This is a genomic window from Calditrichota bacterium (assembly GCA_013112635.1).
Taxonomy (GTDB): Bacteria; Calditrichota; Calditrichia; order Calditrichales; family J004; genus JABFGF01.
This window is the reverse complement of sequence record JABFGF010000003.1, coordinates 327,644-341,649: the sequence shown is the minus strand read 5'-3', so window position 1 is coordinate 341,649 and position 14,006 is coordinate 327,644. Positions and strand designations below refer to the sequence as shown.

Below are 14,006 nucleotides of genomic sequence, written 5' to 3'. Positions count from 1 at the left end.
AATTATCTAGATAATACATGTTCTTCATGGTGAGCGGAGCCGAACCATCATCTTGACTAAGAGATAATCAGTGATTATTATTCAATATTCCCATCACTGATTCGATTTTTCCTGTAAAAGCTCATTCAATGTACGTGCATTTGCCCGCGCTTGTTCGCTATAAAAACTTGTAGGAAAACGAATTAAAATCTCCTGATATAAAGAAAGGGCTTTGTCAAACTTGCTCGTTTTTTCGTAGCCTGTTGCAAGCAAATAATAGGCACGATCCGTTTGCTGGCCATCGGGATAAGTTTTCACAATATCCTCAAGCAGATTTATGGCGTCCAATGGTTTTTCGAGCAGGTTATACAAATTTACTACCAACATGCCTGCCTTTAAACTCATCATATTATTTACATTATATATTTCCGCAAACTGTTTGGCTGCCTCAGAATATTTTTGCTGGCGCTTTAACAAAACAGCCTGTGTATATTTTGAAAAAGTTAAACTATCGCTGGAAAACAGATCAATATCAAAAGTACGATCGAGAGCATTATTGGCCAAAGAATCTTTCATGCCAATTGAAGAAATTAAAGAATTATATTTATTTTTAGCTCTGGAAAACTGCCCCGTGTAGTAATCAATTTCTGCCAAATTAAATGCTGCAAAGGAAAGAAATTTCTTACTTTTTACCTGGGCATATACTTCCTGCGCTCTGAGCAAATCATTTTTTAAAAGATAAATATCAGCCAATTTTATTCTAACACGATCAGCATCATTAATACCTACTTTATTTAATGGAACTTTAGAATAATATTCATAAGCCCCATCAAAATCACTGAAATGACTTTTATTTATATCTCCAATGGCCTCCGCCGCTTTATATTTTTCATGAGTATTTTTATCAAACAATTGTTCTAAAATATTTAAACCTTTTTTGATCTGATCATCGGCTTCATCAAATTTTTGATCTTTAAAAAGGTTTTTGCCATTAGCGTAATAAGCACGCGCCAACTTATATTCGATAGAAGCTGTAATTATTTTTTTGGTGTTATCCAGCATAAATTCATACGCTTCAATTACATAAATATAAGCCCTGTCCTTTTCGGCCTCACGGGCAAAACGGTTGAGATAAATAAACTTGTCATCTTTTGTTTTGCTTTCAATTTCCAATACAATTTGCAGCGCTTTTGGATAATCTTTTTTGCGGATATATAGATTTGTTAGCAGTTCATTTAAATCCGGGTCATTATCATTATTTAAAATTTCTAAAGACTGAATTATCCGGTCAGACGCATCATCATCTTTGGCCATGCCGATGAGCATAGAACGTACATAGTTGCGTTGTTTCTTAAATTTTCGGAAATAGGCGACATAATGTTCAGTAGCCATTTCGTAATTAAGCTGCAATTTGTATAAAGTGCCAATATCAAGATGAACGACATCCTGGTTTGCCAATTTTGCCATGGCTCGTTTATACACTTCGATTGCTTCATCAAATAGCCGGAAGCTGGCCATTGCCTGCGCCGTTAACCTGTGGCGCATTAAATGTGGAGGATCTTTTTCGTAAACTTTATGCCAAATTTCCAGGGCACGATCAGGCTGTTTATTCAGGTAATAGGCTTTTCCAAGATCAATCCGATAATTAAAGCTTTGTGGTAATTTAAGCAGCACTTCATCCAGAAAGCGGATCCATTCCTGGTAATTATTCAACTCCCGTAAAGAATTGCTGATGCCATTTATAACCTTGGTGGAATTGTTTCCAGACTTATAATGTTTTCTAAAAATAAGTAAGGCCGATTCATAGTTACCGGAGCGGAGCAGGTTTTCTGCCAACTTTATTTCTTTTGGGTTTAGCTGTTGAGCAAAAGAAACCTGAGTGAAAGCCAGGGCTATAATTAGCGATGTTATTATTCTTTTCAAGTTTTCACCTATTTAATTTTTTTCTTCGGCTGAGCTTGTTGAGTTTGCGAAGCCCCGGCAAACTCACCGATTATTTCATCACAAATCATTATGCCCTTTCGGGTCAATCTAAAATAATCCTGGTCAATTTCAGCAAACCCCGCGTTTATCAATTTCTCAACTTTGGAGGAATATTTCTCCACGAACACTTCATCAAAATCTTTTTCAAACCTGGACAGGTTTATGCCTTTTGAAGTTCTCAACCCAAGCATAATTTTTTCAAAAATTATGGTATTCCTATCCAGTTGTTCACTAAAATCTACAACACTTTTTCCATTTTTTAAATTTTGAATATATCTTGACAAAGACCGGATATTACTCCATCGTTTTTTATCCCAATAAGAATGCGCCGATGGTCCAAAACTTAAATAGTTTGTGTGGTCCCAATATTTATAATTGTGCCGGGAATAGTAGCTTTCAGACTTCGCATAACTGGAAATTTCATATTGCTTAAATCCTGTTTTTTCAAAGATGTTCATTGTTTCTGCGTAAAATTTTTCCTGATCTTGTTCAGATTTATCAACAATTTGGCCGCGCATTAGTTTATTGTAAAACGGCGTGCCTTCTTCAAAAATTAAATTATAAGCAGAAACATGAGTGCTGTTTAAAGCAATTCCCTGTTTCAGGCTAAATATCCAGTCATCGAGTGTTTGGCCTGGTAGTGCAAATATCAAATCGATACTAAAATTATCAAAATCGGTTTGTTGTGCCAGCTCAACCGTTTTAATTGCCTGGACGCTATCATGAATACGCCCTAGAAATTTTAATTCATTATCCTTAAAACTTTGAATCCCGATGCTCAGGCGATTTACACCAATGGTTTTATAAAACTGGAATTTCTGTTTTGTTATAGTCCCGGGATTTGCTTCAAGGGTAATTTCACAATTATCAGAAAAATTAAAATGATGGTTCAGCTCCTGAAAAATTGCCTCCAGCTCATTTTCTGTTAAAAGTGAAGGTGTTCCTCCACCCAGATAAATTGTATCAAAAGTAGTTTGTTTAAAATCATCGTTATCTTTGTGATTGCGGATTTCAATCAGGAGAGCTTGTAAAAATTCATCGCGCGAAGAATGGTTGGTTATGGAATAAAAATCACAATAGCCGCATTTCGTATCGCAAAAAGGAATGTGAATATAAAGACCGGGATTTTTAGTGACATTTCTCATCAGGAAAAAAACCTCATACTCTTACATCTTGCTCATACACATACTCAGAATTGTTAATTGAGTAAGAGAATGAGTATGATCATGAGAAGTGGAAGGAAAACCCTACCGGATAACCCAGCCAATCCTGCTGCCACGCACAAATGGAAATTCCCATTTAACAGAAAAATAAATAATCAAGGCTTGCCCAACAATATACTCGCGCGGTACAAAACCCCAAACTCGACTATCCGCGCTATTATCCCTGTTATCGCCCATGGCCCAGTATGAATTTTCGGGTAGTGTGATTGGACCATAATTATCACGTGTACCCAGATTTCGAAAAGTATCTTTAAAAACTTTTAGATTATGTGGATCACTACTATATAAACCTGGTGGAACAGGAAAAGCAAGGCTATCTACGAAAAGTTGTTTGTTTACGATATGAACTGTTTGGCCTGGTACAGCCACGCATCTTTTAATATAATCCGTATACGTGTCTTTTGGATATCTGAAGATAAAAACATCGTAAGGTTCCGGGTCTTTTATGCCTGGGAAACGATACACATAATCCCACGGAATATGGTATCCCATTCGCGTCCATGGAATTCCAATCCAATCCGGAGTCTGCATGCCGTAAACAAATTTGTTTACCAGCAGAAAATCACCTTTTAGTAACGTTTTCTCCATCGAGCCGGTTGGGATTGTATAAGCCTGTACTATAAACTGGCGGATAATCAAAGCAGCAATTAGCGCAACAAACAGGCCTTCCATAAAATCTTTAAAACGCTTTTGCGATTTTTCTGTTGGCTGTTTTGAAGACTTACCATTTTTGTTTTTATTTTTATTTTCAGACATAAATTAATAAGAATTTTTGAATGAATGAATTAGTGAATTATTGAGGGAGTGGAATAGATGTATATTTGATCCCATTGATATTTCGCCCTGGTTGAAAATCCGGATTTATCGAGGGGCTCTCGTTACGCCTTTCGCTCCACACATTACGTATTATCTTATTTCTTTCATCTTTTATCTTTTATCTTGATTTTTAGTCTTGATCACTGTCCATGGCAAGCACAGCCAAAAAGGCTTCCTGCGGAATTTCAACCCTGCCGACCTGCTTCATACGCTTCTTGCCTTCCTTTTGTTTCTCAAGCAATTTTCGCTTACGGGAGATGTCACCGCCATAGCATTTTGCTGTTACATTTTTGCGTAAAGCGCGAACCGTATCGCGGGCAATTACCTTCTGTCCAATCGCAGCCTGGATAGCTACTTCAAACATTTGGCGCGGGATAAGTTTCCTTAAACTGCGGGTCAGTTTGCGTCCCCAGTCATAGGCCTTATCGCGGTGTACAATTGTAGAAAGCGCATCGAGTGGTTCGCCGTTAATCAGGATATCAAGCTTTATCAATGACGATTGTTGATAGCCGTCCATTTCATAATCCAGTGATGCGTAGCCTTTTGTATATGATTTTAATTTATCATAAAACTCAAAAATCACTTCCGAGAGCGGAAAACGAAAAGCCATATCCGCACGATTTGTATCCAGGTAAGAAGTATTTATAAACTCTGCCCTTTTCTCAGTCCCCAGTCGCATAATATTTCCGATGAATTCCGGCGGCGTAATAATTTGAGCACGGATAAAAGGTTCTTCGATATAATCAATTTCACCGGGATTGGGCAGCTCGGTCGGGTTATCAAGTTCAATTGTCTCGCCATTGGATTTGTAAACCTTATAAACAACATTGGGCACAGTGTTAATAATGGAAAGATTGTATTCACGCTCCAGCCGTTCCTGCACAATTTCCATATGAAGCAATCCAAGAAAGCCGCAACGGAAACCAAAACCAAGTGCCTTTGATGATTCCGGTACATAAACCAAAGCTGAATCATTTAAAGCCAGCTTATCGAGCGCATCACGCAGGCCTTCAAAATCCTCACTCATGATTGGGTAAATCCCGGAATAGACCATCGGTTTTACTTCTTTATAACCGGCCAATGCCTCACTGGCAGGATTACGGACATGGGTCAGTGTATCGCCCACTTTTGTTTCACGAACGTCTTTGACGCCTGTTATGAGATAGCCAACCTCACCTGCTTTTAGTTCTTTTACAGGTTCGCGGGTCAAGCGTAAAATCCCTATTTCATCAGCCGTGTGTTCCTGCCGTGTGCTGAAAAATTTTATTAGATCATTCTTTTTTATGGTGCCGTTGAAAACGCGTACAAAAGCAATTGCCCCACGGTAACTGTCAAAAAGCGAATCAAAAAGTAAGGCCTGCAGTTTTTCATCCGGATCGCCTTTTGGGGCAGGTATTTTTTCAATTACGCTTTCCAGGATTTCTTCAATGCCAATCCCGGCTTTAGCGCTGGCATGGATTATTTCATTTTCATCACAGCCAATCAGTTCAATAATCTGATGTGTTACATTTTCAATTTCAGCGCTGGGCAGGTCAACTTTATTGAGAACAGGAATAATGGTCAGATCATTTTCAATTGCCAAATAAAGATTACTGATGGTCTGTGCCTCAACACCCTGCGCGGCATCAACAACCAAAAGTGCTCCTTCGCAGGCAGCCAGACTACGCGAAACCTCATAGCTAAAATCCACATGGCCCGGCGTATCGATCAGGTTAAAAATGTAATCGTTTTTATCCTTGGCCTTGTAATTCATGCGGATAGCGTGCGATTTAATAGTAATGCCTCGCTCACGTTCCAGATCCATATCATCCAAAACCTGGGCTTTTAAGTCACGCTGGGAGATTGTTTTGGTCTCTTCCAAAAGACGGTCTGCAAGGGTAGATTTGCCATGATCGATATGGGCAATAATGCAAAAGTTGCGGATAAAATCGAGGTACATCGTTTCCTATTGTTCTTTTAATTGAAGCCGTTGAAATTAAGGAAAGCCCTTTACAAAATCAAACAAAAGAAAATGAAATTTAGTAAACAGAAACATAATAATTATAACTAATTAACAAAACTACACGGTTACTCCTCTACTCAATTTGACCCTATATTTAAGAAACCTACTTATCAGGCCGATTCTTTTTGCTTGACTTTAAGCGAGAAGGATTTAAATTATCGCGATTTCATTCATTTATTTGTATTTTAACAGAATTCAAATTTAGAACTAATAACAACTATTACAGTTACACTTGTTTAATTTCCAGACGTAACGCTTAAAACAGACCAGACAAAATGGACATATTAAACCACAAGCAAAAACTCGAATTAATTAAAACCCATACAGAAATACCAAAACACATCGGCATTATTATGGATGGCAATGGCCGCTGGGCAAAATCCCAGGGATTGCCGCGTATCGCCGGGCATAACAAAGGTGTCGATTCTGTTGAAGCCGTTGTAGAGGGCTGCGCAGAAATGGGTGTTAATAATCTTACAATTTATACATTTTCAGAAGAAAACTGGAAACGACCACAATGGGAAGTAACAGCCCTGATGCAGCTTTTGGTTGCCACGCTTAATAAAAAAGTAAAACGTCTTGTTAGCCAGAATGTGCAAATCCGAACCATTGGTCATTTAAACAAATTGCCGACCAAAGCACAAAAAACAATGTTGTCCGCCATCCAGAAAACAAAAAGAAACACAGGACTTATTTTAAATGTTGCGCTTAGCTATGGAGGCCGCCAGGAATTGATTGATGCCTTCAGAAAACTGGCTCAGCATGTAAAAAAGGGTGACCTACAGCCGGATGATATAAATGACATGATCATTTCCAAAGAGCTGGATACAAAAGGCCAACCCGACCCTGATTTGATTATCCGCACCGGTGGTGAAAACCGGATCAGTAATTTTTTATTATGGCAGATAGCATATTCAGAAATTTATGTAACGCAAACGCCCTGGCCGGAGTTCGGCAAACCCGACCTTATCGATGCTGTTTGGAATTTTCTTGAACGGGAACGGCGTTTTGGCCAAACCGGTGACCAGGTACAGTCCAACATTGCCCCTGCATAAAACCTTATGCCCAATACAAACAATCTTGAGCAATTAAAACATTATACGCTTTCGTTCAAGCTCTTTTTTCAGGCTTTCTGGAAAACAATTGTTGCCTGGGTTTTACTCGTAACTTTTGTAATAGTCGCCATTCACTTTAATGTTGATAAATCCGTAATTGGCGGATCTGTAGTCATTTTTGGTATTATTTCACAGGCCTTTATTGGTTTAATAAATATTATCGGATTGGTACCGCTGGTTGGACCTATTATTGCCAAAGTGCTGGCATTGCCTCTTTTTTGGCTGATTAATGCACTGGGTTATTTTGTTTCTATCGTGGCAATAAAAAAAGGCTACAGCAAAGATGTGGTCAACTACCGGATTTTAACCGTTGTTTTACTAGTCGGCATAGTGATTGGATTTATCCTCGGAAAAATAATTTAGTAAATAAACTGTCATCCTGAACGCATGTGAAGGATCGCCTCATAGTTCAATTATTACTTGAAACATTAGGATTCTTCGCAGCACTTCGTTTTGCTCTGAATGACAATCAAGAATTCTAACTTTCCTTTATGAATTATAAACAAACCACAATAGAACTTTTCGATCTGCAAAAATATGCCATAAAACTTGGGCTAGACAATATCACAACCCTGGCGAATCATTTTAACAATCCACAGAAAAAATTTCCAAGTATCCATATTGCCGGGACAAACGGCAAAGGATCAACCGCATTTTATATTGCTCAAATGCTGCAGGCTCTTGGATTAAAAGTAGGGCTTTCAACAAGTCCGCATCTCAAAGATTTCCGTGAGCGGATTAGAATAAATGATGATTTAATTAGTGAAGACTACATAATTGATTTCTGGCAGCAAACAAAGAAACTCGTCCATAATTTAAAAGCAACTTTTTTTGATACAACAACCTTGTTGGCCTTCAAATATTTTTCTGATGAAAATATTGATGTTGCTGTCATTGAAACCGGGCTTGGAGGACGGCTTGACTCCACAAATATTTTGCAGCCGCAAAGCGTAGTTTTGACACCTGTTGGATTTGACCATCAAAAACAATTGGGAAATGATCTACTTTCAATCGCCTCAGAAAAAGCCGGCATTATAAAAAAGGGAAGCACCATTTTTGTTGCCAAACAGGATGAAAAAGTGAATCAACTTTTTTTATCGAAGGCAGATAAATCAAATAAAGTGCTGTTTTTGAATGATTATATTCAGGCCGAAATTGTTGAACGAAGTTTGACAAATATAACATTTAGACTGAATGATTTGGGGGCGAATGAAAGCCAGTCTTTGAAAATACCAACACCAGCAACATACCAGGTTGAAAATATTGCCCTGGCCTTTTTGGTGGTGAAGAAGTATTGCCAATCAAAACATTTAAACTTTAATTCACAGAAAATCAAATCACGATTAACAAAAATTAGCTGGCCCGGCAGACTTCAGGTTATCCAGACAAAGCCAACAATTATTTTAGATGTTAGCCATAATTTTGATGGCATCAAAACAACACTGGATTCACTTTTAAAAATTATTAATCCACATACAACTGATTTACTTTTAGGAATTGTAAATGATAAGGACGCAAAATCAATTTGCCACTACCTAAGTGGAAATTTTAGAAAGATTGTTGTGACTGAACCTGAAACCGTTCGAAAACAAGATGGAGAATTATTGACCCGCTTAATTGGGGAGAAACATCAAAAGGTAAAATTTATTAAAGATTTGCGCACTGCTTACGAAACGTGTAAAAAAGACTTAAATGCGGATGACACGCTGATTGCGCTTGGGAGCCATTATTTGGTTGGTTCATTGATTAAAAGTTGACTTAGTTATTTTAGTAAACTAAATTTATGCGCTTTCTTAAATCATATCCCGTTACAAATCCTCTGAGCTTATAAATAAAAATTTAGAAATATTTTAAAACACATCTCAAAGAAATACACAATTTTCAAATCCGAAAGGCCCAACCCATGTTAGACATTGAATCTTTAAAAGATAAAAAAATCACCGAACTTACGGAGATTGCCCAAAAGCTGAATGTTTCCAGTTTTTCCGGTTTAAAAAAACAAGAACTCATTTTCCGCATTCTGGAAGAACAAACCGCACAGGAGGGCTTAATCTTTTCAAAGGGTGTTTTGGAAATTTTACCCGATGGTTATGGATTCCTGCGGTCACAAAACTATAGTTATTTACCCGGGCCGGATGATATTTATATCTCGCCTTCCCAGATAAAAAGATTTGGTCTAAGAACCGGCGATACCGTTACCGGACAAATTCGACCGCCAAAAGACAATGAGCGTTTTTTCGCCCTGCTAAGGGTTGAAGCAGTAAATTTTGAAAGCCCGGAGCGTGCTCGGGAACGTAAATTTTTTGATACACTTACGCCACTTTATCCTGAAGAAAGACTTGAGCTTGAAACTATCCGCAACGATTATTCCATGCGCATCATGAACTTGCTCGATCCAATTGGCAAAGGCCAGCGTGGGTTAATTGTAGCACAGCCAAGAACAGGTAAAACAATTCTGCTTCAAAAAATTGCTAATGCCATTACCAAAAACCAACCGGAAGTTGAACTGATGGTTCTGCTTATCGATGAGCGTCCAGAGGAAGTAACCGACATGGAGCGCTCCGTAGATGCGGAAGTGGTCAGTTCCACATTTGATGAGCCTGCTGAACGACATGTTCAGGTTGCTGACATGGTTCTGGAAAAAGCGAAAAGACTTGTTGAGTACAATAAAGATGTTGTCATCCTTTTGGATAGTATTACACGTCTTGCCAGGGCACACAATACAGTTGTTCCTCATAGTGGGAAAATACTTTCCGGTGGTGTAGATTCAAATGCACTGCAGAAGCCAAAGCGTTTCTTTGGATCAGCCCGTAATATTGAAGAAGGCGGCAGTCTTACAATTATTGCAACCGCTCTAATCGATACAGGCTCAAGAATGGATGAAGTTATTTTTGAAGAGTTTAAAGGAACAGGTAATATGGAACTTGTTCTGGATAGGCGTCTTTCCGACAGACGTATCTTTCCTTCTATTGACATTAACAAATCCGGTACTCGTAAAGAAGAATTACTACTTACAAAAGAAGAACTTTCAAGAATCTGGATATTGCGCAAGCTTCTTAACGAGATGAATATTGTTGAAGGAATGGAATTCTTGTTGGATAAAATGCGGGAGACAAAAGACAACAAAGATTTTCTACGATCCATGAGTTCGTAAATAAAGTCTTGAACTTTCCTTTAATACTTATTATATTTGGCGACTTTGTTACTTTGGAGGAATAAATGAAAAAGGGTATACACCCGGATTACCGCTATGTAGTTTATAGCGACACATCTGCAGATTTTTCTTTTTTAACCCGCTCAACTGCGACCTCAAATGAAACTGTAAAATGGGAAGATGGAAATGAATATCCATTGATAAAAGTTGAACTTTCGAGTGCTTCTCATCCATTTTTTACAGGAAAGCAAAAACTTGTAGATACTGCAGGACGGGTTGAAAAATTTATGAAAAAATACAATCGCAAATAGCATTGATTTTTTTAGTTTTAACGGAGTGATAGTTCTATCATTCCGTTTTTTTTTATATAAACTTTTAGATTTTTATACACACCTATTTAATACAGGCCTCAAAAAAAGTTATAATTATGAAAGATAAAATAAAAAATATTGAAGATCGCTTGAACGATCTGAATGATCAACTTTCCGATCCTGCTGTTCATTCAGATCAAAGAAAATTCCGCGATCTTTCAAGAGAACATAGTGATCTGTCAAAAATTATGGAAAAAGGTACACCTTATCTTTCAGCGTTAAACAACTTTTCTGGAAACCAGGAAATAATTGATGCCAATGATGACGAAGAACTGGTTGAACTTGCCAGCCTGGAGCAGGATGAGCTAAAAGAAGAAATACAAAAATATGAAGATGATCTGAAAATTTTATTAATCCCTAAACATCCGGATGATCACAAAAATGCAATCATGGAAATAAGGGCTGGTGCCGGTGGTGACGAAGCTGCTATTTTTGCCGGAGATTTATACAGGCTCTATAGCAAATTTTGTGAAACAAATGGATTTAAAACCGACCCAATGAGTTCAAATGTTTCTGAACGCGGAGGATTTAAGGAAGTTATTTTTTCCATCGAAGGAGAAAATGCGTATGGTGCCTTAAAATTTGAAAGCGGGGTTCATCGGGTTCAACGTGTTCCGGATACAGAAACTCAGGGGAGGGTACATACATCTGCTGTTTCTGTTGTGGTTTTACCTGAAGCCGAGGAAGTAGATGTAGAAATTGATCCCAATGAACTGCGTATTGATGTATACAGGTCTAGCGGTCCTGGAGGGCAAAGCGTTAACACTACAGACTCTGCAGTACGAATTACGCATATCCCAACTGGGTTAGTTGTAAGTTGCCAGGATGAAAAATCACAATTAAAAAACAAGAATAAAGCCCTAAAAGTTTTAAGAACTCGTTTATTGGATATTGCGCTCTCAGAACAACATAATGCTGTTGCTGAACAAAGGAAATCTATGGTAGGCAGTGGTGACCGAAGTGCTAAAATCAGAACATACAATTTTCCTCAGGGACGTGTAACCGACCACAGAATAAACCTAACTCTTTATAAATTAGACCGTGTGATTGAAGGAGATATTGACGAACTAATTGAAGGATTGAGTTTGGCAGACAAAAATGAACGCTTGAAACAAGTTCAGTAATCTTGTAAAAAAAATGCACACTACAGTACCTTTTCCTTCATTTAAAATAGCCACCAAATAAAATCTTTAAAAAAGTTAAATTTTATGCATTTTGCATATTGCATTTAAAGATATCCGTTGTATATTTCTTCTCACCTAACTAATCAAATATTCTTATCTTTTTTTTCAGGAAATTTCGTATCTGAACGGACTCAGGTAACCTGAGGAGTATAGCAGTGGTACGGCAAATTAAGTCACTACTTGTTGTTGTATTGATTTTTTTTACATTGCTTCAGTTGATTTCTTTTATTGGTGTAGTGCGCTCGTACGCTGAAACCAATTATCCTCATTTGTACAAAAAAACCAGCCATGCGAAAGAATATAAAATCCCCGATTCGCATAAAATAAATCAAAAAAATAATAATACCATAAAACAACCAAAATAATCATTTTTAGGAGAATTATTATGAAGAAGATAGCCAGCTTGATCGTAGCGATGATTTTTACATTTGCAATTGCGATGGCAGTTGTTAATACTGCAGCAACTAACGTAAACCAAAATGCAAATAATACATACGCATCAATTTGCCCAATCCCTCCTCCAGGACCACCTGTAAAAAAAGATAAAGGTGACAACAATTAAGCTTGTATTTCTAAAATATTCAATTTGTATTTTTTCGAAAATTGTGTAATTTTAAAGCCTCGGATTATTAAATCCGGGGTTTTTTTTACCCCCAACCTAACCAAAAGGAGTGACCTATGGCACGTGGTGTGAATAAAGTTATTTTGTTAGGACGATTAGGAAAAGATCCTGAAATGCGCTATGCTCCAAGTGGAACAGCAATAGCAAGTTTTTCAATGGCTACAAATCACAGCCAAAAACAAGATGGAGAATGGGTTGATAAAACTGAATGGCACAACCTGATTGCTTTTGGAAAAACGGCAGAAATTGCCGGAGAATACCTAAAAAAAGGGAAGCAATTATACATTGAAGGTCGTCTGCAAACTAGTAGCTGGGAAGATCAGCAAGGTCAAAAAAAATATAAAACTGAGATTGTTGTTTCCGATCTACAAATGATTGGGGCAAAAGGAGATGAAAGTTATTCACCACCATCTGGAGGGTCAGCTCCTCAAGAATCGAAAAAACCTGCTCCTCCGCCAGAACCCGCCGCGGAAGAAGAAGATGATCTGCCCTTTTAACAAAGCCATAGGTTAAAGTGAATAAACAAATATCTGAATTAATTGAAAGCTCAAAATTAGCAGTTAAACATTCTCAGGCAAAATATTCCAATTTTCGTGTAGGCGCTGCTCTACTTACCGAAGATCAACAAATATTTACCGGATGTAATATTGAAAGCAGTTCTTATAGCCTAACTATTTGTGCTGAGCGTGTTGCATTGGTCAAAGCGTTATCAGATGGAAAAACAAAGTTTTCATCAATTGCTATTTTTGCAGAAAAAGCAGAGTTTTGTTCGCCATGCGGTGCATGCAGGCAATTACTATACGATTACGCCGAAGACTTGGATGTTATTTTAACCGACGGGAAAAAATATAAAACATATAAAATTAAAGACTTACTTCCTGTTGCATTTGAAGAATCCCAACTAAATAGAAAATGAAAAAAGGTATATTAATCGGCATTTCCGGGGCATCTGGTTCCGGAAAAACCCTTATCGCAAATACAATTATGGATCAATTTGGGTCATCAAAAGTAACGATGATCCAAGAAGACTCCTATTATAAAGATCTTACAAACATCCCCTTCGATGAAAGAACCGGAAAGAATTTTGATCATCCTGATGCATTTGATCATCAACTACTATCTTACCATTTAAGCGAGCTATTAAAAGGAAACAGTATATCACACCCGATATACGACTATAAAACTCATAGCAGATTATCTGAGACAAAAACAGTCGACCCACACCGTGTTATAATTCTTGAAGGAATATTAATTTTAAATGAACCATCGTTAAGGAATATCATGGATATTATGGTTTTTGTTGACACAATGCCTGATATTTGTTTTATACGCCGATTGGAAAGAGATATATCTGAACGTGGCAGAGATGTTCCTTCAATAATTAAGCAATATATGGAAACAGTCCGGCCTATGTATTTTCAATTTATAGAGCCTTCCAAACGTCATGCTGATCTTATTATCCCGCGGGGTGGTAAAAATTTTGTAGCTATTGACATTCTTACAACCAAAATAAAAGACCTCATAAACGCTAAATAAAACACAAAAAGGAATTTAAAC

The 14,006-nt window shown here is 37.6% G+C and carries 15 protein-coding genes; 11 read left to right on the top strand and 4 right to left on the bottom strand.

The genetic code is table 11. The features are described from left to right. Positions 1-93 precede the first annotated feature (93 nt). The 4 genes from HND50_10695 to lepA all read right to left on the bottom strand — a co-directional run bounded on the left by HND50_10695 (position 94) and on the right by lepA (position 5,940). Positions 94-1,902 (bottom strand): tetratricopeptide repeat protein, encoded by a 1,809-nt coding sequence (locus tag HND50_10695; GenBank protein NOG45694.1) that lies wholly within the window; start codon positions 1,900-1,902, stop codon positions 94-96. Positions 1,903-1,910: 8 nt separating this feature from the next. Then, positions 1,911-3,107, bottom strand: a complete 1,197-nt coding sequence (hemW, locus tag HND50_10690; GenBank protein NOG45693.1) for a radical SAM family heme chaperone HemW — start codon at positions 3,105-3,107, stop codon at positions 1,911-1,913. A gap of 102 nt (positions 3,108-3,209) precedes the next feature. Beyond that, on the bottom strand, positions 3,210-3,941 hold the full coding sequence (gene lepB / locus HND50_10685; GenBank protein NOG45692.1) for a signal peptidase I: 732 nt from the start codon (positions 3,939-3,941) through the stop codon (positions 3,210-3,212). A 190-nt stretch (positions 3,942-4,131) separates the two neighbouring features. Further along, positions 4,132-5,940, bottom strand: coding sequence for an elongation factor 4 (gene lepA, locus HND50_10680; GenBank protein NOG45691.1), 1,809 nt, complete (start codon positions 5,938-5,940; stop codon positions 4,132-4,134). Positions 5,941-6,278: 338 nt separating this feature from the next. Between lepA and HND50_10675 the strand changes: the two genes are divergently transcribed. The 11 genes from HND50_10675 (at position 6,279) to udk (ending at position 13,985) form a co-directional block, all read left to right on the top strand. Continuing rightward, positions 6,279-7,058, top strand: coding sequence for an isoprenyl transferase (locus tag HND50_10675; protein ID NOG45690.1), 780 nt, complete (start codon positions 6,279-6,281; stop codon positions 7,056-7,058). A 6-nt stretch (positions 7,059-7,064) separates the two neighbouring features. Continuing rightward, positions 7,065-7,481, top strand: a complete 417-nt coding sequence (locus HND50_10670; protein ID NOG45689.1) for a hypothetical protein — start codon at positions 7,065-7,067, stop codon at positions 7,479-7,481. 128 nt (positions 7,482-7,609) lie between these two features. After that, the gene (locus tag HND50_10665) at positions 7,610-8,875 is read left to right on the top strand and encodes a bifunctional folylpolyglutamate synthase/dihydrofolate synthase (GenBank protein NOG45688.1); all 1,266 of its coding nucleotides are present in this window, start codon (positions 7,610-7,612) and stop codon (positions 8,873-8,875) included. A 146-nt stretch (positions 8,876-9,021) separates the two neighbouring features. After that, positions 9,022-10,272, top strand: coding sequence for a transcription termination factor Rho (rho, locus tag HND50_10660; GenBank protein NOG45687.1), 1,251 nt, complete (start codon positions 9,022-9,024; stop codon positions 10,270-10,272). A gap of 65 nt (positions 10,273-10,337) precedes the next feature. Then, positions 10,338-10,583 (top strand): type B 50S ribosomal protein L31, encoded by a 246-nt coding sequence (locus tag HND50_10655; protein NOG45686.1) that lies wholly within the window; start codon positions 10,338-10,340, stop codon positions 10,581-10,583. Positions 10,584-10,699: 116 nt separating this feature from the next. Then, positions 10,700-11,767 (top strand): peptide chain release factor 1, encoded by a 1,068-nt coding sequence (prfA, locus tag HND50_10650; GenBank protein NOG45685.1) that lies wholly within the window; start codon positions 10,700-10,702, stop codon positions 11,765-11,767. A gap of 215 nt (positions 11,768-11,982) precedes the next feature. Then, a complete protein-coding gene (locus HND50_10645) occupies positions 11,983-12,192 on the top strand; it encodes a hypothetical protein (GenBank protein ID NOG45684.1) in 210 nt (69 codons plus the stop codon). A 20-nt stretch (positions 12,193-12,212) separates the two neighbouring features. Then, on the top strand, positions 12,213-12,389 hold the full coding sequence (locus HND50_10640) for a hypothetical protein (protein NOG45683.1): 177 nt from the start codon (positions 12,213-12,215) through the stop codon (positions 12,387-12,389). A gap of 116 nt (positions 12,390-12,505) precedes the next feature. Further along, complete coding sequence (locus tag HND50_10635) at positions 12,506-12,946, top strand: single-stranded DNA-binding protein (GenBank protein NOG45682.1); 441 nt, start codon at positions 12,506-12,508, stop codon at positions 12,944-12,946. A 29-nt stretch (positions 12,947-12,975) separates the two neighbouring features. Continuing rightward, the gene (gene cdd / locus HND50_10630; protein ID NOG45681.1) at positions 12,976-13,365 is read left to right on the top strand and encodes a cytidine deaminase; all 390 of its coding nucleotides are present in this window, start codon (positions 12,976-12,978) and stop codon (positions 13,363-13,365) included. After that, positions 13,362-13,985: a uridine kinase gene (udk, locus tag HND50_10625; GenBank protein NOG45680.1), complete on the top strand. Its 624-nt coding sequence runs from the start codon at positions 13,362-13,364 to the stop codon at positions 13,983-13,985. Before cdd ends, udk begins: the two co-directional genes overlap by 4 nt. Positions 13,986-14,006: the final 21 nt, after the last annotated feature.